A 20330-nucleotide genomic window follows, 5' to 3' on the forward strand; every position below is an offset into this window, starting at 1 on the left:
TGACAAAACAAAAGCCTCCGCGTGGTAGAAAGCAGTTGCCACACCGTTTTCCGCCACAAAGGAGGCTTTCGCGTGACGCAGCCTACCACAACAGAGTGCTTGCTGTTTCCTGATCTTCTCCGCAGGCCCGTCATCGCCTGTTTCGACGTCGATCACGGCAGCTCGGACGGTGGCGCGATCCTGCTCAAGGCCGCGGATCGCCGTAAGCGGTCAGGAATCGGCGTTCTTGACTTGGCGGTCGATCGCGGATCGTAGGGGGTCGGCAGCGAAGTGCTCCTTCCACAAGCGCGGCGTCAGTCTGGCGACATCGCTCGCCGGATGACGCTCAACACGCTGGAGCACGTCCACCAGGTAGGTGTACGGATCGACGCCCTGCAGCCGGCAGGTCACGAGCAGACTCTGGAAGACCCCGACGTACTTCGCCCCGATCTCGGTCCAGCAGAACATCCAATTCTTTCTCCCGAGGGCGATGGGTCGGATCTCCCGTTCGAGGTGATTCGTGTCGATTGGGACGTCGGGGTACTCGAGGAACACCCGAAGTGGCCCCTCCCGGGCGAGGGCGTACCCGGCCGCCTCCGCGAACGGATTCCGCGGCAGCAGGATCCGTGTCTCGAGCACCGTCTTTAGCCACTCGAAGAACTCGTCCACGATCGGCTTGCAGTGCACCGCCCGCAGCTCGAGCCGCTTCTCGTCGTCGAGCAGCCGCGGTTTCAGCCGGGCCTCCTCTTCGTACAGGCTCCGGATGTACGTCAGGGCCGTGTCTGTCAGCTCCGGCTCGACGTCTTCTGCCTCCAGGAACTGCCGGCGCGTGTGCGACCAGCACTGCGCGTGAACGATCTCGTTGGCCTTCACGACGAAACGCTCGTAGGCGATATAGCCGTCCGTGAGCAAGACCCCATGGTAGCTTCCCAGCAGCTCCTTCAGGATCGCGCCCGACCGCGACTCGGAGAACGGGAAGACGACCTCGCTACGGTCGCCGTAGATCGGCCAGAAGTAGCCGGTCTTCATCTTGCCCCGGCTCTTCAGCCCCGCCCGGATCGGTGTTTCGTCCATGGCCAGGCCCTTACTTTCCAACACCGACTCGAGCTGCGCCTCGTGGATCGGCTCCAGCAGGTCGCCGGTCCGATGGATCAGGCCCGTCAGCGTGGACCGCGCCAGGTGGACCCCAGCCGCCGCCAGGCGCTGGTGCTGTCGATACAGCGGCAGGTGGTACACGAACTTGTCAATCGCCATGCAAGCGAGCCAGCTCACGTCGGCCACACTCTTGCCGAGCACGGAGGGCGGCGCCGGCGGGCAGGTCAGCGTGCCGTCGGCCTTGCGCTTGACGACCGGCCGGATGTACTTCAGCACGACGTAGGAGGCCGGCCGCTGGGCCAGGCGGAACGTCGTCTTCTCGCTGACGATCTCGTGCTCGTCGTCGAGCGGAGGATGCGGGAGCCGGATCTCCTCGACGGGGACCGACTCGTCGAAGCGCAAGGGCTCTTCGCTGGCCGGCTCTTCGCTCCGGACGGCCCGGCTGCGACGACGGTGCTCGGCGACCGTGATCTCGGTCCCCGGCCCTGCCGCGACCTGGGTCCATTCACCGAGCGCGAGCTGGCGTCCCTCGGGATCGAGCGGCCGTCGCTCGGATTTCACTCCGAACAGCTGGCGTTTGAACCACTCGAGCTGCCGCGTCAACTCCCCGTTGCGGGCCACGAGCTCTTGGTGCGATGCGAGCAATGCGACGACGTCTTTACGTTTCAGTGTCGCTGCTTGCTCGTCGAATGTCATGCCCTATTTCTATCGCATCGCGCGCCGTTTACCAAGAATTATTCCGTCGAGAATCAAACGAAATGCTTGCTCACTGATCTCCTGCTTCGCTTCGCCCGACGGGAGATGGAATCGACCTCGCTCGAGCTGCTTCGCGAACAGGCAGTATCCGGTGCGGTCCCACGTCACGAGCTTGACGTAATTGCCTCGACGGTTGAAGAAGACGTACAGGCAACCCGACAGCGGATCCTCCTGCAGCAGGCCCTGGACCAGGCCCACCAGGCCTCGGAACGACTTCCTCATGTCCACCGGCTCGCAGTACGCGAGGATCCGCCGCGGCGACCACTCGACGAACACCGCCTACCCCCGGAACCGAAGGGACACGCCATTGGGCAGCGACACCTCCAGCGACCAACTCTCCGCCGGAGTCCCGGCCGGAGCCGCCGGGACGAGCTCGACGAATCGCGTCGCGGGAGTCGCCCCCAAACGCCGTCGCCAACGCTGCAGGCTGCTGAGCGCCAGACCTTCGCGGCGACAGAACTGCCGCGAGCCCTCGCCGCTCGATTCGAATCGCCGAAGAACCTCGGTCCACTGTTTCGCGGTACGTCGCACACGTCCGACGCGGCTCTTGGGCATCCCGTCCTCCTCGGCATCGGCGTCGCAGCGCCAGGGAATCCGGCGCACACCTATTCCTACCCGACGCAAAGGGAGATGGGAAGAACGCCGTCTTTTGACCGCTTACGGATCGCCGCCTCCGGCCATTCGCGATCCCCGGCAATCGACCAAGGTCACCCACGAAATCGGCGAGCTGCTCGCACAGCGAGTCCACGCCCTGGCCTGCGGCTACGCTGACGCGAACGACGCCGCTCGGCTCGCCGATGACCCCATTCACAAGCTGATCCTTGGACGCGACCCCGTGCGCGGCGACGCGTTGGCATCGCAGCCGACGCTGTCGCGTTTCGAGAACGCAGCGACGTGCGGTGACTTGTTTCGGGTGGGTGTCGCGCTGGGAGAAGCCGTGATCGAGCGGCACCGCCGCCGGCTTCGGGGACGGGCTCGTCGGATCACCATCGACATCGATCCCACCGACGATCTCACCCACGGCGGCCAGCAGTTGGCGCTGTTCAACGGTTTCTACGGGGGCTATTGCTACCTTCCGCTCCTCGGCTTCCTGAGTTTCGACGACGATCCCGAGCAGTATCTCTTCGCCGCCGTGCTCCGGCCGGGCAACGCGGAGCCCAAGCGCGGCATCTTCGGCATCCTCCGCCGACTCATAGAGCGGATCATCGACGCTTTCCCGAAGGCCGATCTTCTGGTGCGGCTCGACGGTGGGTTTTCGGGGCCCGAGCTGTTCGATTTCCTCGATGCGGCTCGGGTGGATTACGTCATCGGAATGGCCGAAAACCCCAAGCTGCGACGGCTCGCGGAAACGGCGCTGAAACGAGCACGCCGTCGCTCGCGTCGAACTGGGCGGAGCCAGCGGGTCTTCACCTCGTTTCGGTACGCCACCCGGACCTGGGGCCGCACGCGACGCGTCCTCATGAAGGCCGAGGTCGTCTGCCTTCCCGGACGAAAGCCTCGCGATAACCCGCGCTTCGTCGTGACCTCGTTGAAGGGAAGCGCCCGGTCGATCTACGAGCGCGAGTACTGCGCGCGGGGCGAGGTGGAAAACCGCGTCAAGGAGCTGAAGCTCGGGCTCGAAATCGATCGGACGAGCTGCTCGCGATTCCTCGCCAACCAGTTTCGTGTGCTCATGACCGCGGCGGCCTACGTGCTGATGCAAGAAATCCGCCTCGGAGCCAAAGGCACCCGCTGGGCTCACGCCCAGGTCACCACGCTCCGCGATCACGTCCTCAAGCTCGGAGCGCGCGTGGTCGCATCCGTCCGTCGCGTCGTGGTCCACCTACCGACGTCCTATCCCTACCTCGAGGATTGGCACCGCCTCGCGCGAGCCCTCGGCGCTCGCGCTGGCTGATCGAGAAAGCAGCCGAACAACCTCGAATCCTCTGCGACCGGTGGCGACGTGTCCCCACTCGGCCTGAACGCCAACGAAAACTCCCTCCCCACGGTCTCCGTCCGCGCTACACTCTCTGCGACTGCGAACTGGGACGACATCACGAGGTGCGAAACCCGCCATGGTCACCACGTCGGACCGCTTCATGAATAGTCCGGGTTAGCCGCCAGCACTTCAAGCACGCTGGCAAGTGCCGGAACGGAGAGCGCATGCGTGTCCATGCCGAGAAACAACGGGCCATCGATCTTCTGCCGCTTTCGATACAGACAAATGGCCTGACTGATGGCAAGGATATGCCATTCGTTGAAGGCTGTGTCGAACGCCGACCCACGATGCCCGGAGGTGCCGAAAGACACCCGTTGTCCCGGCACTGAAGGGTCAGGAGTCTCGGTGTAAAACGCCGTGACGAGTCTGGGCACGTTCACCAGCATCGATGGTGTGGCCGGCTTTCCGGCGAGAGGGCTCAGCTTCACAACTCCTCCGTCCAATGCGTGACGACTCCCGCGCCAAGGCATCCATCAGCTTGTCGAGCGGACGTCCTCCAGCCGCCGAAGTGGAAGAGCAAAGAGCATACGGTCACCCTGGTGGCTGGCGCGCGGGATGAGGAGCACAATTAGGCGCTGGCTCGGCAAGGGTCCCTCGAAGTTCACAAGCGAAGATGCCTGCTGGGAGCGGATGACCATGCACATTCGACCCAAGACGCTTCTGTTACTCGCCTCGCCGCCGCTGCTCCTGGCTGCCGCGGCGTACATCCAGTGGGGTACGGTCGGTCTCCCGACGCTTGCGCCCATCCCCGAGCTTACACCTGCAACGGCGGTGGAGCCCCATGGCTTCCCGGCCTGGCTGCGCATGGGGTTCCTTCTCGATCGCCCTGCCCCGGTGGCCGCCGCGCGCTGACGATGAAGTTATTCTCCCAACTGCGGAGCTCGAGATGGACAACACGAATGACCGCCCGGCGCAGTCCGATGCGCTGGTGCTGTTCGGCGTGACGGGCGACCTCGCCCATAAAATGATCTTCCCCGCGCTCTACGCGATGGTGAAGCGGGGTGTCCTCACCGTCCCCGTCGTCGGAGTGGCCTTTCCGCCATGGAGCGTGGCGCAACTGCGCAAGCGGGCGACCGACAGCATCAAGCAGTCCGGCGCCGTCGTGGAGCGGCGTGCGCTCAGCCGCCTCTTGTCCCTCCTTCGATACGTGTCCGGAGACTACAGCGACGCCGAGACCTTCGTGGCGCTGAAGCGAGCTCTGGGGAAGGCGCGATGCCCGGCGCACTACCTCGCCATCCCCCCCGCGCTGTTCGTGCCGGTGATCCAGGGGCTCGGGACCGCCGGTCTGGCGGACCAAGGGCGCGTCATCGTCGAAAAGCCGTTCGGCCGCGATCTGGCCTCCGCGCGCCGGCTCAACGCCGCCGCTCGGGCGGTGTTCCCCGAAGACGCGATCTTCCGGATCGACCATTTCCTGGGGAAGGAGGCGATCATGAACATACTCTACTTCCGCTTCGCCAACTCCTTCCTCGAGCCCATCTGGAACCGCAACTACGTCGCGAGCATCCAGGTCACGCTCGCCGAGAAGTTCGGCGTGAACGGTCGCGGCGCGTTCTACGAAACGGCGGGCTGCCTGCGAGACGTGATCCAAAACCATCTCTTCCAGGTTGTCGCCCTGCTGGCCATGGACCCTCCGGTCTACCGAAGTTATGGATCCGTCCACACCGAGAAGGCCAAGGTCTTCGAAGCGATGCGACCGCTGAAGCCGCGTGACCTGGTGCGCGGCCAGTACGTCGGTTACCGGAAGGAACCGCAAGTGGCGCGAGACTCCGACGTCGAGACCTTCTGCGCCGTGCGACTCTTCATCGACTCATGGCGGTGGGATGGGGTGCCGTGGTACCTGCGTTCCGGAAAGTGCCTCCCAGAGACGGCCGCCGAGGTGCTGGTCGAGCTGAAGCCACCACCGGCGAGGCTGTTCGCCGACTCGGCGCCCCCGGCTGGCCCCGGGAACTATCTGCGCTTCCGGCTCTCCCCCAACGCCGCCGTCGCCCTGGCCGCCCGCGTCAAGCGCCCGGGCAAGGAATTCGTCGGCGACCAACGGGAGCTCTACTTGGTCGAGGAGCTTCTCGGAGCCGAAGCGCCCTACGAGCGACTCCTGAGCGACGCCATGATCGGCGACGGGGCGCTCTTCACCCGCGAAGATGCGGTCGAAGCGGCCTGGGCGGCGGTCGATCCGGTCCTCAAAACCCATCCCCGGGCGTTCCCGTACAAGCGCGGCAGCTGGGGACCCAAACAGGCCGATGCGCTCATCGCGGCGAGCGGCCGCTGGCACAACCCCACGCCCGATACGAGGCGCCTGCGACAGGAGCAGCCATGAAGGCGACACGACAACTGCACGATCTCGGTCAGAGCCTCTGGCTCGACAACATCACCCGCGGCATCCTGAACGACGGCACCCTGCAGCGCTACATCAGCGAGCTGTCGGTGACCGGACTGACCTCCAACCCCACGATCTTCGACCATGCCATCAAGAATGGCGATTTCTACGACGATGCCATCCGCTGCAAGGCAGTGGAGGGCAAGTCGGGTGAGACGCTGTTCTTCGAGCTCGCCGTGGAGGACCTGGCGCGCGCCGCCGACCTCTTTCGGCCCGTGCACGACCGAACGGTCGGCGTGGACGGCTGGGTGTCGCTCGAGGTGTCGCCGCTCCTGGCCAACGATACCGCCGGCACCATACGGGCGGCGGCCCAGCTGCACGGCCGAGCCCAGCGTCCCAATCTGTTCATCAAGATTCCAGGCACGCCCCAAGGCGTTCCCGCCATCGAGGAGTCGATCTTCGGCGGTGTGCCGGTGAACGTGACACTGTTGTTCTCCGCGACGCAGTACCTCGCGGCGGCCGAAGCCTACATGCGGGGCATTGAACGGCGGATCGGAGCGGGCCTCGATCCACGGATCGATTCCGTCGCCTCGCTCTTCGTGAGCCGCTGGGACGTGGCGGTGCACGACACCGCGCCGCCGGCGCTGCACAATCGCCTCGGTATCGCGATCGCCCGGCGCACTTACCGGGAGTACCGTGGCATGCTGGCGTCGCCGCGCTGGCGCACGCTCGCTGCCGCCGGCGCCCGGCCGCAGCGCCTCCTATGGGCCAGCACCGGGACCAAGGATCCCGATGCATCGGATACGCTCTATGTCGAAGCGCTGGCGGCTCCCGACACCATCAATACGATCCCCGAGAGAACTCTCGCGGCCTTCGCCGATCACGGCCGCGTGAAAGGGGTGCTGCCCCTTGACGGCGGTGATGCCGAAGCGGTGCTCGCGGAGTTCACGCGGGTCGGTGTGAACGACGCGGCGCTCGCGGCTCAACTCCAGCGCGAGGGTACCGCGTCGTTCGACAAGTCGTGGAAGGATCTCCTCGATCGTCTGGCAGCGAAGCGCGCTCTGCTGGCGCAACGGGATCGCACCACCGAGGGCAAACCATGACCTCCAGAGAGGTGGGGTCGGCCCGACCGCTCGCCGAGCGCCCGGTGTGGAAGGCATTGGAGGAGCACCATCACAAGATCCGCAATCGTCTGCGGCAGATCTCGGCCGACGACCCCGGGCGGGGGAAGCGCCTGAACGCCGAGACGGCCGGCCTCCACCTCGACGACACCAAGCGTCGCGTCACCGATGAATCGCTCCAGCTCCCCCTCCGGCTGGCCGACGACCGCGGCCCAGCAGCGCGGATCGAGGCAATCTCTGGCGGCGAGAAGGTCCACGCGACCGAGCAGCGGGCGGCCCTTCACGCCGCCCTGCGCGCGCCGCGGACCACCGCGCTGATGCGGCGGTACATCCAGTCGAGGACAAGGAGCGCGAGATGAACCCGTCCGGTGACACCATGGACGATCTCTGCATCAACACCATCCGCACGCTCAGCATCGATGCCGTCGAGAAGGCGGCTTCCGGACATCCGGGGATGCCGATGGGCGCGGCACCCATGGCCTACGTTCTGTGGACGCGCCACCTCCGCTACGACCCGGCGGACCCCGAGTGGATGGACCGCGACCGGTTCGTACTCTCGGCGGGGCACGGGAGCATGTTGCTGTACAGCCTCCTGTTCCTGACGGGGTGCGGGCTCACCCTCGACGATCTCAAGCACTTCCGGCGCTGGGGCAGCCGGACGCCCGGGCACCCGGAACGGGGAGTCACCACCGGCGTCGAGGTCACCACCGGGCCCCTCGGGCAGGGGTTTGCGAACGCAGTCGGGATGGCGATGGCGGAGCGTTGGCTCGCCGCCACCTTCAATCGGCCCGGTCACTCGGTTATCGATCACCGGACCTACGTGATTGCGAGCGATGGCGACCTTATGGAGGGCATCGCCTCGGAGGCGGCGTCGCTCGCCGGCGACCTCCACCTCGGCCGGCTGATCGTCCTTTACGACGCGAACCGCATCACCCTCTCCGCAACCACCAACGTCACGTTCTCCGAAGACGTCGGCGCGCGCTTCGCCGCCTACAACTGGCAGGTGAAGGAGGCGGACGGCATGGACGTGGCCGCAGTGGACACGGCGCTCACGGCGGCGCGCGCCGACGAACATCGGCCCTCTCTCATCGTGGCGCGTACACACATTGGATTCGGGAGCCCGAACAAGCACGACACCTTCGAAGCCCACGGCGAGCCGCTCGGCAAGGACGAAGTCCGTCTGACCAAGCGGGCGTACGGCTGGCCGGAAGAAGCGGAGTTCCGAGTACCGGAGGAGGCACAGCGGGAATTCGAGAAGGTCCGCGTGCGCGGTGCGGCGCTGCGGAGCGCCTGGCAGCAGGTGATGGAGGAGTATCGCGCCGCGCAGGGGAACCTCGCCGACGCCCTTGACCGCGCCATGGCGGGTGACCTCGACCCGTCATGGGACGCCAAGCTCCCCGTGTTCACGCCCGAAGATGGCGACATGGCCACACGGGATGCCGGCGGGAAGGTGATCGCGGTACTCGCCGAGTCGGTGCCGAACTTGGTAGGCGGGTCAGCTGACCTCGATCCGTCCACGCGCACCATGATGAAAGGAAAGGGGGATTTTCAGGGCGCCGAGGTGCCGGAGGGGAGGCAGACGCCGCCGACGCAAGGGATGGCCGGTGGGGTGTGCGGATACGCGGGGAGGAACATCCACTTCGGTATTCGCGAGCATGCGATGACCGCGATCCTCACGGGGATGGCGCATCACGGCGGAGTGGTGCCGTTCGGCGCGACTTTCCTCACGTTCTCCGATTACATGCGCCCGGGCATCCGGCTGGCCGCGCTGAGCGCGGCGCACGTGATCTACGTTTGGACCCACGACAGCATCGCGCTCGGTGAAGACGGCCCGACGCATCAACCGATCGAGCAGCTCGCGAGCCTGCGGGCGATGCCGAACATGGTGGTGCTGCGTCCCGCCGACGCCAACGAAACAGTCGAGGCGTGGCGCGTGGCGCTTCGGCACACCGGGGGGCCGGTGGGGTTGGTGCTCACGCGGCAGAAGCTTCCGGTGCTCGATCGTGCGACCCTCGCTCCCGCCGCCGGCACCGCGCGCGGCGCCTACGTGCTGATCGACGCGGATCAGGGTATGCCGCCGGAGCTCATCCTGATCGCGACCGGCTCGGAGGTATCGCTCGCGCTCGCCGCGCAGAAGCAACTCAGCGGCGAGGGAATTCGGAGCCGGGTGGTGTCGATGCCGTCGTGGGAGTTGTTCGAGGCGCAGCCGGTCGAGTACCGCCACGACGTGCTTCCGCCGGCGGTGCGGGCCAGGGTGAGCGTCGAGGCGGGCTCCCCCTTCGGGTGGGAGCGTTACGTCGGGCCCACGGGCGCGATCATCGGTGTGGACCGCTTCGGCGCGTCGGCGCCGGGGCCGGTGGTGATGGCGCACCACGGATTCACCGTCGAGCATCTGGTCGCGACGGCGAGAGCGGTGCTCGCCGACAATCGCCCGCCGGGGCATGGCTCCAGCGTGTAGGCTCCTGCGCGGCTCGGTTGGGCGCGGTAGTGGATCCCAACACGCACTCGGGCGTTCGGGAGTATGGACGTGAGGCCACCGCCTCGCCTCCCCGTCCAAGCTCGATGGGGATTTCGCGGCACCCGTGCGCCATGCTCCGCCATCGGACTGGCATTCTTGATCCCGGCGAGGCTGACGGAGGGAGCAGCACTGACTCGCGATCTCGCCAGCGGAACTCTACGCAAAGTCTACGCAACAGCATGGAAACGGTGGACACCGGTGGAGCGGTGGACAAGAATAAGGGCGCCGTTTCGGAAAAAGCTTGAAACGGCGCCCTCGAAATTTCCCCTCATAATCCGCTGGTCCCTGGTTCGAGTCCTGCTGGGGGCATTCCTAAGTGGTTGATACCGAACAGATTAGTATTTCGCCGAAAAGGGCGTCGGGACGAACTCTACGCAAAGTCTATGCATCCCCCTCCAAACCAAGGCTACCGACGCGTCCCGGCGGCTTGGCCGACTTGGCGGAAATGCCTAAAGGGGAAAGACTCTCGGCCAGCACCTTTCGGTCGGCGATGTCAGAGCAGCGGATTCAAACCGCGCTGGTCGAAGGTCCGTGTTTGGTCTCGCAAGTTGCTGTCCCGTCGCGATTTGGCGACACGAAAAGCAGCTCGTTCAGCCAAGACCAGCGGACTTTCGGTGCGCTGCTCTCGGTGCCGATTTCCCGCTGATGCGCTGATCTCCTGGTACCATCGGCATGTGAGGCGACGAAGCAGGCGCTCGCGAGCGGGGCGCGGGTGATCTACGAGGCGTCGTTCTTCGCCGACGAGGCGTTCGTCGCCGTGGACGTTCTGGCGAAGAACGATGACGGCTGGCGGCTGATCGAGGTCAAGTCGACCACGAAGGTGAAACCCGAGCACATCCCCGATGTCGCCGTGCAAGTTCACGTGTTGCGCAAGGCGGGCCTTCCGGTGACGACGGCGGAGCTGATGCACCTCGACCGCGGCTGCGTCTCCCCCGATCTGAGCAACCTGTTCACGCGCGCCGACGTGACGGCTGCGGCGGAAGCGTTTCTACCGGATGTTCCGGGGGAGCTGGGCAGGCAACTCGAGATGCTGCGCGGGGCGCTGCCCGAGGTGCCGATCGGGCCGCACTGCAACTCGCCGTACGAGTGCCCGTTCGAGAACCGCTGCTGGCCCGCGTTACCCGAACACCACGTCAGCACCCTCTACTACGTCGGCAACCAGTGGTGGGACTTGGCTGCCGATGGCTATGAGACGGTGGACGAGCTGCCTGCGGACCTGTCGCCGCACCCCGCGGCTCGGCGTCAGCAACGCGCCGTGCGGGAGGGTCGGACGATCGTCGAGCCCGGTCTCGACAGGGCGCTGCGTTCTCTCCGGGGACGGCTCGCGATCATCGACTTCGAGACGGTAGCCCCGGCGATCCCCGTCTGGAACGGCTGTCGCCCCTACGATGCGGTTCCCGCCCAGTTCAGCTGTCACGTGCAGGACGGTCGGGGCGGCTGGACGCACCAGGAGTGGTTGGCGGATGGCCCCGGCGATCCGAGGCCGGAGCTCGTGCGCCGGTTGGCGCATGCCTGTGAAGGGGCAGACACGGTGCTCGCGTACTACTCGGACTTCGAGTCACGTTGTCTGCACCTCATGGCCGACGCCCTGCCCGAGTTGCGGGAGCCGGTCGACAGCATCGTGGCGCGCCTCGCGGATCCGCTGCCGATCGTCCGGGACTACGTTTACCACCCGGGGTTCGGCGGCAGCTTCAGCCTGAAGGCGGTGGTCCCGGCGCTCGTTCCCGAACTTAGCTACCACGGCATGGAGGTCGCCGACGGCATGGCGGCGAGCCGTGAGCTGGAGCGGCTGCTGCTCGACCGCGACTCCATTCCCGATGCCGAGCGCGAACGCCTGCGGGAAGCCCTTCGCCGGTACTGCGAGTTGGATACCTGGGGCGTCGTGCGACTGCTGGAGCGTCTTCACGAGATGGCGGGGTCGGCTTGAGCGAGTCGACGTGAGGGGCGCTGAAGCATCGCCTTCCTCGATGTCGGACCCGCTGAGATCGCGAGAACTGCACCACAACTTTCTTTCAGCTCCTGGCGTCGCGGAATGCCGCCCTTGCCTTCGAAGCGAACAAGCACCATAATCGCATCATCAAGTGAAGCGATTAGAGGGCGCGATGCCTCAGTGGATTTGGCAACGCCGGCGCTGGCCCCGGTTTTCCTGGGATGAAGCGGCGATCTCGGCGCCGCTGGCCCGGGCGAGACTCGCCCAGGGCCGGGTGCTGGGCGCGGTAGGGATCCTCGACCCGACCCTGACCAACGAGGCCGTTGCTGCAGTCCTCGTTGGCGAGGGACTCGCAACGAGCGCCATCGAGGGCGAGCGACTTGATGTGAAAGCGGTCAGGTCCTCGGTGGCACGGCACCTGGGGCTGCCGTCGGCGGGGCTCGCTGCTCCTCCGCGGTCGGTCGACGGTCTCGTCGAAGTGCTGCTCGATGCGACGCGGAACCACCGAACCCCTTTGACTGTCGAGCGGCTTTGCCGCTGGCAAGCGGCACTGTTTCCCACCGGTCAATCCGGTCTGCGTCGGATTCGAACCGGAGCTCTACGAGGCGAGGATCCGATGCAGGTGGTGTCGCAGCGCGCCGGCCGCGAGCGGGTCCACTTCGTCGCTCCATCGCGGGATCGATTGGAACGCGAAATGCGCCGCTTCCTCGAATGGTTCGCAGATCCCCCCGCAAGACTCGACGGATTGCAGCGAGCCGGGCTGACTCACCTCTGGTTCGTCACCTTGCATCCGTTCGAGGACGGCAACGGCCGGATCGCGCGGGCGCTGACCGACATGGCCCTTGCCCAGGATGAGCGCCAGACCCAGAGGTTCTTCAGCCTGTCCGCCCGGATCGAGCAGGAGCGAGAAGCCTACTACGACGTCCTGGAAAGAACTCAGCGCGGGGATCTCGACGTCACCCCCTGGCTTTCATGGTTTCTCGAACAGACCGCGACCGCCTGCGAGTACGCGGAGGCCACGGTCTCGCGGGTGCTGGTCAAGGCTCGCTTCTGGCTGCGGTACCAGGGAACGAGTCTCAATGATCGGCAACGCAAAGTGCTGAACCGGCTCCTCGATGCGGGACCTGGAGGCTTCGAGGGAGGCATCACCACGCGCAAGTACTCGAGCCTCACCCGGGTCAGCCGGGCCACGGCCTATCGTGAGCTGGCGGACCTCGTCGAGAAAGGATGTCTCGAATCCGCTGGGCGAGGCGGGCGAAGCCGCGCGTACGCAATTCGTTGGGATGCCTGAACGAGTCCTCTCTCGGTGCGCGGTTTGGGGACAGCAGCTCCTTGCACCGATTCGCCTTCCGCCCCGAGCCAGCGTCCACGGGAAGCGGACGCCGCGACCGAACTCTACGCAAACTCTACGCTCCACCGCGCAGACTCGAGGTGCCTGCCGCGACGCCTCCGAAAGAAAACCCCGGCCGTGCTAGCCCCTCCTGGCGTGGGTCCCCGCCGGCTCGGGCGAGACCAGCGGATTTCAAGAGCGCTGGTCGACACCTTCGGTTCCTCCTCGCAAGTTGCTGTCCCTTCATGGCTTGGTAGTAACGGTCACGTGAGACCAGCGGACTTTCGGTCCGATGGTTGAGGCGTCCACACGGGCCCAACTTGCAGGCCTGAACGCACATTGTCCCACCGTTGGACGCGTCGCGCGATGCGTAGAGTTTGCGTAGAGGCACACGGACGAAGATCGAGTTTCGCGCCGAGGCTGACGCCCGGAAGGCCGGGGCCGCTTCATCATGGCGGTGAGCGGCTGTCTCTCCGACGTGGAGCCCGGAGGCGAGTGGCCCTCGCGCTCCCGTCGTAGTCGTTCTTGATGCTCCCGTAAGCCAGAACACCGGGCCCTGGCAACGGAAGTCGCGCGCCATCGCTCTTTTCTCGAAACCACGGACACGGGTTCGATTCCGGCCGCCTCCACCAACCTCGATCCGTCACGGCGGGCTGCATCCCAAAGGAATCGGTGGCGCGCTTCACGACGGGGTCAAATTGGCCTGATCTAGCATGGCTTAGGAGGATGAAGGAGATCCGAGCCGGAGTCTCGCCGCTATTCGATGTCCCGCACGGGCCGCTGTAGCGCACCGAATGCGGCAACGAGAGCCACCGCCCCGCCTGCGATGGCGAACATCCACAGTGCGCTCCACTCCACCGCGATGCCGGCCGCCCCCATCGAGAGCGGCATCAAACCGAAGGACGACAGCATGGCGACGCTGCTGACGCGCCCCAAGACGGCACGCTCCACGCGTTGCTGAAGCCAGGCTTGAATCTGCACGTTGATGAACCCGCTGAAGCATCCCATCACCAGGAGCAGCAAGGCCACGGGCCAGAAACCGGTCAGCAGACCCATGCAGGCCATCGAAAGTCCGAGGGCGGCGCTCGTGCCCAGGAGAAGAAGCCCGCGGTGCCGCGACTTGAACACTCCGGCGAGCAGCATTCCGACCAGCGTTCCGGCGGCCACGCTGGAAATCCATCCGCCGAATGCGGCCGGCGAGGAGAACCTGCTCTTGGCGATGTACGCCAGGCCCACGCTCAGCGGGCCCGACAGGCAGAAGTTCAAGACCGCGGCCAGCAGGATGAGCGAGCGGAGGGGTACGTCCTTCATGACGTAGGCGAGACCTTCGGTGATGGCGCTCCAGACGCCGGGCTTGCCCGCCGCGGTGGAGGGAGAACAGGGCGGATCCGGCACCCTCCACAGCGCGGCGATGACGAACAAGAAGCTGAACGCATCGAGGAAGAAGGCCCAGGCCGCGCCGAGCGCCTTCGTGATCATGCCGGCCGGGGCCGGACCGACGATTCCCGTCAGAAGCGCGCTGCTCTGCCACACCGAGTTGGCCGCCGGAAGTTGTTCCGGCTGGACCAGAGACCGCAGCAGGGGTCCGGCCGATGGCAGAGCGAAGGCATCCGCGACGCCGAACGCCGAGGCGAGCACGTAGAGGTGCCACAGCTGCAAGACGTCTCGCAAAAGGAGGAAACCGATCGCTGCCACGAGCACGGCCCGCGCCGACGCGGTCGCCATGAGGATCTTGCGTGGCGACGTCCGGTCGGTGATCGCGCCGCCCATCAGCATCAGCACGGCGCGCGGGATCCCCGCGCACATCGCCACGGTCCCCATCGCCACGCCCGAGCCGGTCAGCTGAAGCACGACCCACGGCAGGGCGACGATGTAGAACTGGTCCCCGAGCAGGGACGTCGTCGCGCCCAGCCACCAGAGGACGAAATTGGCGTTGCGCAGGGGATGGACCTGAACGGCGGGTCCGGCGGACGCGGGGATGCTGGCAACGTTCATCGCGATTCCTCCCTACCGAATCGGCGGACGGACGACCGATGGAATGGCGGTCGCTTTCTTGCCGACGCTTGTCATAATGCAAACGTGAATTTACATTTACATTGTATCGTCGTCAAGAGACTATTTCTTCTCGCTTTTCGGCGGGAGGCGGGTATATAAGGAGCCGATGCCCAAGCCGACGAAGACCCTCGAACCACAGCAGGAACGCAGCCGGGAGTCGCTGCGCAAGCTGCTCAAGGCCGCCACCGAAGTGCTGGGCCAGCACGGCGTCGAAGGAACGACGATTCCGCGCATCGCGCAGCACGCCGGGCTCACGCCGGGCGCGGTCTATCGCCGATTCCGTGACAAGGGCGAGCTTCTTGAGACCGCGATCCTCGGCATCCTGGAACGGCAGGACGAGAGGGTGAAGGCGGGCATGACGCCGGACATGGCGGCCCGGATCCCCCTGGAGGTGTTCGCCGAGCAAATCGTCGGCGGCATGGTGGTGACCTACCGGAAGAATGCCGCGTTGCTGCGCGCTCTTCGGCAGTTCGTCCAGGGCCGGGCCAACACGGCGTTCGTGAAAAAGGCCGGCAAGCTGGAAGTCCGCACCTATGAGCGGTTCGTGGATCGCATCTTGGCCGATCGCAAGGACATCCGGCACCCCAATCCGCGGATCGCCGTCTCGCTGGGACTCATGATGGTCATCAGCACCCTGTACGAGCTGGTCGTGATGCCGATCAGCGCAATAGACTGGAAGGGCCTTCTGCCGAAGGACGACCAGGCGCTCAAGCGCGAGCTCACGCGCGCCTTCCTGAGCTATTTGGACGTCGACGCGAAGCCCCGCACCCCCTCAGGCACGACATCGGCAGGCCGCGGGTCACGACGCCAATCCTGACGGCGCGCGGCCACGGACGCGGGCTCGATTCCCGCGTCCCTCGAACAGCATAGCCACGGCGCCGGGTGACGAACTCTACGCAAACTCTACGCAACAGCATAAGAACGGTGGACACCGGTGGAAGCGGTGGACAAGAAAATGGGCGCCGTTTCGGAAAAAGCTTGAAACGGCACCCTCGAAATTTTCCCTCATAATCCCATCTGGTCGCAGGTTCGAGTCCCGCTGGGGGCATTTCTTCCATCTCAGGGGCGGATCAACCCGGTTCCCGTCCGAGCCAAGCGCAAGGCGGCTGATCACCGGGGCCGTCGAGCGCGCTCGGGGAAGGGTCCGACGATCGGTTCCCGAGGTCACGTCGAGCGAGGCGAGGGCGAGCCGGGGACCGATGCGACGACCCGGCGGATCGCGAGCACGCTGAGCGCGACGGTGACGGCCTGAGGCACGACGACCGCAATCACGAGCAGTCGCGGATCGACCGGCCAGTCTTGCGCCCAATAGACGTTGAGGACGGCCCAGGCGGCCAGGAGCAGCGCGATCGCTCTCGCGGTCGGCGCCTTGGTCGCCGCCAGGAGAGTCAGGAGCCACAGAGGCGGGAACACGGCGTACGCCGGCGGGAGGAACGGGCTGCGGAGCGTCGCGAGGAGCAGGATCGCCATCCACACCAGCGGCTTCCGGTCGTCGCCGACGGCGCGACGCCCGAGGACGACCGTCACCGCGATGACGACCAGCGTGTACGCCCAGCCGACGGCCTTCGACACCGCGAACGACATGCCCGGAACGCCGAGCAGCTTGAGCTTGAAGACGAGTCCGGGAATCGAGAAGTTGTTGGCCATCGCGGCGGGATTGCGGAACGCCGGAAACGACTCGCCCCCGAGAATCGCGGGAAGATGCCGGAGGAACGCCACGTACGGGGGCCATCCGGTGTCGAGGAGGCTCAGCGACAGGAACGTGAGACCGGCCGCTATCGTCCAGGCGAGCGCGCGCCATCGGCGCTGCGCCACGAGGTAGATCACCAGCATGCCCGGGTAGATCTTGCCCATGGCCACGAAGGCCAGCAAACCCCCTCCCGCCGCGAAGTGTCGCCGCTCGAAGAGCACCATCGCGAGCATCGACGCAGCGATCACGAGGACCTGCACGTTGCCTTTTTGGAACGTGCTGATCGTCGGGAGCGCCACCCAAACGAGCGGCGAGAGCAGAAGCGCGCGGGTTCCCGCGTGGGGGCTCAGGAATCGTGCCACGACGACGAACGCCAAAAGGACGACCATACCGGACAGGCCGAACCACAGCATCCGGTGGTCCAGGAACTCGGGGGCGAGCAGCAGGAGTCCGCGCGTCAGGAGCAGGAACGGCGGGGGGTATTCGAAGACGTCGATCTTGAAAGGACCGATCATGCGGGGGTTTCGGATCCGGGTCGGATCGTCGTCGGGCATCGTGAACAACGAATCGTCGTAGATGTCGGGAACCGTCGCCGCGGCCTTCGCGCTCACGTAGTAGGCGGAAAGGCACGAGTGCTCGATTTCCCATCGGCTCGCCGGCATGAACGAGCAGACGACTCGGGTCGGATCGACAATGAACACGACGAGACGCAGGAGCTGCACGAGCGCGACGACCGTTGCGACCCCGGACACGATCTTCAGCCCTCGGGAGGCGGCGCTCTCGTCGACCGGGAGAAGGTGACTCGAGTAGACCCACCAGGTGACGAGAACGGCGGCGAACCCCCCGACGAGGGCCGCGGTCCAGAGCGAGCCCGGGAGCGCGGCACCGGCCGCGAAGCCGAAGATTCCGGTGGCGAGACCGAGCGACGACGCGATGAACAGGCGCATGATCCGCTCGCTAGGCAGCGCGCTATCGCGCTTCGCTCGTGATCATGAAACGCTCTCGATTCCCGCGCGCCGCGCCGCCTCAGCAGCGCGTGCGCAGGGACTCGCGCGTGCGCTCCTGCGCCGCGGGACTCTCGAAGCCCTTCGACGTCGAGTGGGCCCACGCCTTCTCGAGGGTCGGCGCCGCTTCGGGCGTCTTGCAGGCCGTGTCGCCGTGATCGATCGAGACCTTTCCGATCCGCTTGGCGGAGGCCGTCACGGACCTGCGCAGGGCGGCGCTGCGGCAGCCGATCGCGATGAGGGCGTGCAGCATCGTCTCGCGCTGCGCGTTCGGCGACGCCTGAATCGACGTCTCGATCTCCGCTAGACGCTCCACGAACCACGCGTCGGGCGCGTCCGCGTCGCGCATCGCCATCGCGCCGACGAGCGACCACCCGGCGCAGCGCCTCGCCTCGTCCGGCGCGGCGAGCCACGCGTCGGACCGGCTCCTCGCATGAGGTCCCTCGGCGGCGAGGTGCGCCACGTAGCCCGAGCACATCCGTGCGCTCGGCACCCTCGCCCACCGGTCGAGGTCGGCAGGGGACATCCGCGCGGGGTCGGCGATCTTCACCGCCAGATTGCGTGCGTCGAAATTGCCCGTGTCCCACAAGGCCAGCGCGAGCTCGTGATCGACGCCGATGCGCTTCAGCAGCGTCTTCAGCGTGGCGAAGCTCACTCCGAACATCGGCTCCGCCGCTCCGTGGCGAGCGTAGCTCTTGCGCGTCTGCGCGGTGCCCGCCTTCTTTAGAGCGGACATCGTCTCGGCGAGCGTCATGCGCGTCGCGGCGGGCTTCGCGGACTTGCGCGCGGGCGGCGTGTTCGTCTTTCCGGGCATGGCGATCTCCTTGGCGTCGACCCGTTCCGGACGGAACATTATGGGCGCAAGGCCGCCGTCCGTCGATGTCCGCCGGGACGCCCTCGAGGCTCTCCGTCGTGATCCGCTGGCTGCAGGTCCGAATCCTGCCGAGGGCATTGCCCGCGGCTCCGAGGCCTTCCGTTTCGGCGGCACCTGTGTCATCGTCGTCCTCCCCGCCATCTTCCGAGGAGGAACCATGACCCTGACCCGAGGCCTCGCGCTCGCCGCCGTGCTCCTGGCGGCGACAGCCGTCGCGGCAGAAGACGTCCCGGTGGTGGAGCGAACCCTCTCCAACGGCATGCGCCTCGTGATGGTGGAGCGCCACGAGCAGCCCACCATCGCGTGCGCGTGGCTCGCGCGGGTCGGGAGCGCCAACGAGCGCCCCGGCATGACCGGCATCGCCCACATGTTCGAGCACATGATGTTCAAGGGGACGAAGACGATCGGCACCCGCGACGCCCGCCGCGACGCCGAGCTGAACGACCGGCAGGACGAGGTCCAGGGCCGGATCCGCGAGGAGATGTCGGTCCTGCGCGAGAAGCAGCGCCGGGGCGAGATCGCCGACATGATGGACCCCAAGGCCCGCACGCCGCGGCTCCAGGAGGCGCTCGACGAGTTCGACCGTCTCGTGAAGGAGCAGCGGGAGCTCGTCGTCAAGGACGAGATGGACCGGATCTACACGCAGGCCGGGGGGACCGGCCTCAATGCGAGCACCAGCGAGGACCGGACCAACTACATCGTGAGCCTCCCGTCGAACAAGCTGGAGCTGTGGTTCTGGCTGGAGTCCGACCGGCTGGCGAACCCGGTGTTCCGCGAGTTCTACAGCGAGCGCGACGTGATCCTCGAGGAGCGCCGCCAGACCCTCGAGTCGCGCCCGGGCGGGGTGGTGGACGAGGCCTTCAACGCGATGACCTGGATGGCGAGCCCGTATCACTGGGAGGTCATCGGCTGGCCGAGCGACATCTCCCAGGTGACCCGGGAGCAGGCGAACGCGTTCTTCGCGACCTACTACGCCCCCAACAACATCACCGCGATCCTCGTGGGCGACTTCAACCCCGACGCCGCCTACGCCCTCGCCCAGAGGTACTTCGGCCGGATCCCGGCGAATCCGAAGGGCGTGCCGGAGGTGATCACGCTCGAGCCCAAGCAGCCGGCCGAGCAGCGGATGGCGGCGGAGGTCGAGACGACCCCGTCACTCCAGTTCGTGTTCAAGTCGGTGCCGGCCGTTCACAAGGATGCGCCGGCCCTCCAGGCCCTGGCCGGGATCCTGGGCGGCACCCCGATGTTCATGGGCCGGCCCGGGGGTCAAGGAGGCGGGAGGCCGCCCTCCGGCCGCCTGCGCAAGGCCCTCGTCCTCGACCAGAAAATCGCCACCAACGCGTCCGCCTCCTGGCACGGGATGAAGCTGGGCGGGACGTTCGAGCTCCGGGTGACGCCCACGCAGGGGAAGAGCCCCGGCGAGCTCGAGCCCGCGCTCCAAGCCGAGATCGACAAGGTCCTGAAGGACGGCGTCACCGGCGAGGAGCTGCAGCGGTTCAAGCAAGCGACCCTCGTGGGTCTCTATGGCCGGCTCGAGACGAACACCGGCATCCGCGAGACGCTGACGCAGTACCTCGCGGTCGGCACGGTGCAGGACTTCAAGGACTCCCTCGCGCGCATCCAGGCCGTGACCCCCGAGGACGTGCAGCGGGTCGCGCGGCAGTACCTGGTCAAGGAAGGCCGCAA

The 20330-nt window shown here is 66.5% G+C and carries 15 protein-coding genes and 1 pseudogene; 10 read left to right on the forward strand and 6 right to left on the reverse strand.

Annotated elements, in window-relative coordinates; all coding sequences use genetic code 11:
* Positions 1-210 precede the first annotated feature (210 nt).
* Entirely contained in the window at positions 211-1770 is a 1560-nt protein-coding gene (locus tag LAO51_15735; protein MBZ5640197.1) for an IS66 family transposase, read from the reverse strand.
* A gap of 9 nt (positions 1771-1779) precedes the next feature.
* The gene (gene tnpB / locus LAO51_15740) at positions 1780-2106 is read right to left on the reverse strand and encodes an IS66 family insertion sequence element accessory protein TnpB (GenBank protein ID MBZ5640198.1); all 327 of its coding nucleotides are present in this window, start codon (positions 2104-2106) and stop codon (positions 1780-1782) included.
* Positions 2107-2479: 373 nt separating this feature from the next.
* On the opposite strand from tnpB, the gene LAO51_15745 reads away from it, so the two are divergent.
* Positions 2480-3724 carry an IS1380 family transposase gene (locus LAO51_15745; protein ID MBZ5640199.1) on the forward strand — a complete coding sequence of 415 codons (1245 nt, stop codon included), beginning with the start codon at positions 2480-2482 and terminating at the stop codon, positions 3722-3724.
* A gap of 197 nt (positions 3725-3921) precedes the next feature.
* Here the strand turns inward: LAO51_15745 and LAO51_15750 are convergent.
* Positions 3922-4236 (reverse strand): annotated as a pseudogene (locus tag LAO51_15750) (alpha-D-glucose phosphate-specific phosphoglucomutase).
* A 208-nt stretch (positions 4237-4444) separates the two neighbouring features.
* Here LAO51_15750 and LAO51_15755 point away from each other — a divergent pair.
* The 7 genes from LAO51_15755 (at position 4445) to LAO51_15785 (ending at position 12982) form a co-directional block, all read left to right on the forward strand.
* Positions 4445-4660, forward strand: coding sequence for a hypothetical protein (locus LAO51_15755; protein ID MBZ5640200.1), 216 nt, complete (start codon positions 4445-4447; stop codon positions 4658-4660).
* 34 nt (positions 4661-4694) lie between these two features.
* The gene (gene zwf / locus LAO51_15760) at positions 4695-6122 is read left to right on the forward strand and encodes a glucose-6-phosphate dehydrogenase (GenBank protein ID MBZ5640201.1); all 1428 of its coding nucleotides are present in this window, start codon (positions 4695-4697) and stop codon (positions 6120-6122) included.
* Positions 6119-7225, forward strand: coding sequence for a transaldolase (gene tal, locus LAO51_15765; protein MBZ5640202.1), 1107 nt, complete (start codon positions 6119-6121; stop codon positions 7223-7225). The genes zwf and tal overlap by 4 nt, the downstream gene beginning before the upstream one ends.
* Positions 7222-7602: a hypothetical protein gene (locus LAO51_15770; protein ID MBZ5640203.1), complete on the forward strand. Its 381-nt coding sequence runs from the start codon at positions 7222-7224 to the stop codon at positions 7600-7602. The genes tal and LAO51_15770 overlap by 4 nt, the downstream gene beginning before the upstream one ends.
* Positions 7599-9701, forward strand: a complete 2103-nt coding sequence (gene tkt, locus LAO51_15775; protein MBZ5640204.1) for a transketolase — start codon at positions 7599-7601, stop codon at positions 9699-9701. Before LAO51_15770 ends, tkt begins: the two co-directional genes overlap by 4 nt.
* A gap of 772 nt (positions 9702-10473) precedes the next feature.
* Positions 10474-11688: a DUF2779 domain-containing protein gene (locus LAO51_15780; GenBank protein MBZ5640205.1), complete on the forward strand. Its 1215-nt coding sequence runs from the start codon at positions 10474-10476 to the stop codon at positions 11686-11688.
* 175 nt (positions 11689-11863) lie between these two features.
* Positions 11864-12982, forward strand: a complete 1119-nt coding sequence (locus LAO51_15785; protein ID MBZ5640206.1) for a Fic family protein — start codon at positions 11864-11866, stop codon at positions 12980-12982.
* Positions 12983-13777: 795 nt separating this feature from the next.
* Here LAO51_15785 and LAO51_15790 read toward each other — a convergent pair.
* Positions 13778-15016: an MFS transporter gene (locus tag LAO51_15790; protein MBZ5640207.1), complete on the reverse strand. Its 1239-nt coding sequence runs from the start codon at positions 15014-15016 to the stop codon at positions 13778-13780.
* A gap of 166 nt (positions 15017-15182) precedes the next feature.
* On the opposite strand from LAO51_15790, the gene LAO51_15795 reads away from it, so the two are divergent.
* Positions 15183-15893, forward strand: coding sequence for a TetR/AcrR family transcriptional regulator (locus LAO51_15795; GenBank protein ID MBZ5640208.1), 711 nt, complete (start codon positions 15183-15185; stop codon positions 15891-15893).
* A 347-nt stretch (positions 15894-16240) separates the two neighbouring features.
* Here LAO51_15795 and LAO51_15800 read toward each other — a convergent pair whose 3' ends face one another.
* Both LAO51_15800 and LAO51_15805 read right to left on the reverse strand, forming a co-directional pair.
* The gene (locus LAO51_15800) at positions 16241-17713 is read right to left on the reverse strand and encodes a DUF2029 domain-containing protein (protein MBZ5640209.1); all 1473 of its coding nucleotides are present in this window, start codon (positions 17711-17713) and stop codon (positions 16241-16243) included.
* A gap of 79 nt (positions 17714-17792) precedes the next feature.
* The gene (locus LAO51_15805) at positions 17793-18584 is read right to left on the reverse strand and encodes a DNA alkylation repair protein (GenBank protein ID MBZ5640210.1); all 792 of its coding nucleotides are present in this window, start codon (positions 18582-18584) and stop codon (positions 17793-17795) included.
* A gap of 217 nt (positions 18585-18801) precedes the next feature.
* Between LAO51_15805 and LAO51_15810 the strand changes: the two genes are divergently transcribed.
* Positions 18802-20330, forward strand: a 1529-nt coding sequence (locus LAO51_15810) for an insulinase family protein (protein MBZ5640211.1), incomplete at its 3' end; no start/stop codon positions are given.

It is taken from the genome of Terriglobia bacterium, from assembly GCA_020073205.1.
Taxonomy (GTDB): Bacteria; Acidobacteriota; Polarisedimenticolia; order Polarisedimenticolales; family JAIQFR01; genus JAIQFR01.

Excerpts from the sequence above, each read along its gene's own strand:
- LAO51_15735 (MBZ5640197.1), bottom strand. The coding sequence starts at position 1,770 with ATGACATTCGACGAGCAAGCAGCGACACTGAAACGTAAAGACGTCGTC.
- LAO51_15755 (MBZ5640200.1), top strand. The coding sequence starts at position 4,445 with ATGCACATTCGACCCAAGACGCTTCTGTTACTCGCCTCGCCGCCGCTG.
- zwf (MBZ5640201.1), top strand. The coding sequence starts at position 4,695 with ATGGACAACACGAATGACCGCCCGGCGCAGTCCGATGCGCTGGTGCTG.
- tal (MBZ5640202.1), top strand. The coding sequence starts at position 6,119 with ATGAAGGCGACACGACAACTGCACGATCTCGGTCAGAGCCTCTGGCTC.
- LAO51_15770 (MBZ5640203.1), top strand. The coding sequence starts at position 7,222 with ATGACCTCCAGAGAGGTGGGGTCGGCCCGACCGCTCGCCGAGCGCCCG.
- tkt (MBZ5640204.1), top strand. The coding sequence starts at position 7,599 with ATGAACCCGTCCGGTGACACCATGGACGATCTCTGCATCAACACCATC.
- LAO51_15785 (MBZ5640206.1), top strand. The coding sequence starts at position 11,864 with ATGCCTCAGTGGATTTGGCAACGCCGGCGCTGGCCCCGGTTTTCCTGG.
- LAO51_15790 (MBZ5640207.1), bottom strand. The coding sequence starts at position 15,016 with ATGAACGTTGCCAGCATCCCCGCGTCCGCCGGACCCGCCGTTCAGGTC.
- LAO51_15795 (MBZ5640208.1), top strand. The coding sequence starts at position 15,183 with ATGCCCAAGCCGACGAAGACCCTCGAACCACAGCAGGAACGCAGCCGG.
- LAO51_15800 (MBZ5640209.1), bottom strand. The coding sequence starts at position 17,713 with ATGCGCCTGTTCATCGCGTCGTCGCTCGGTCTCGCCACCGGAATCTTC.
- LAO51_15805 (MBZ5640210.1), bottom strand. The coding sequence starts at position 18,584 with ATGCCCGGAAAGACGAACACGCCGCCCGCGCGCAAGTCCGCGAAGCCC.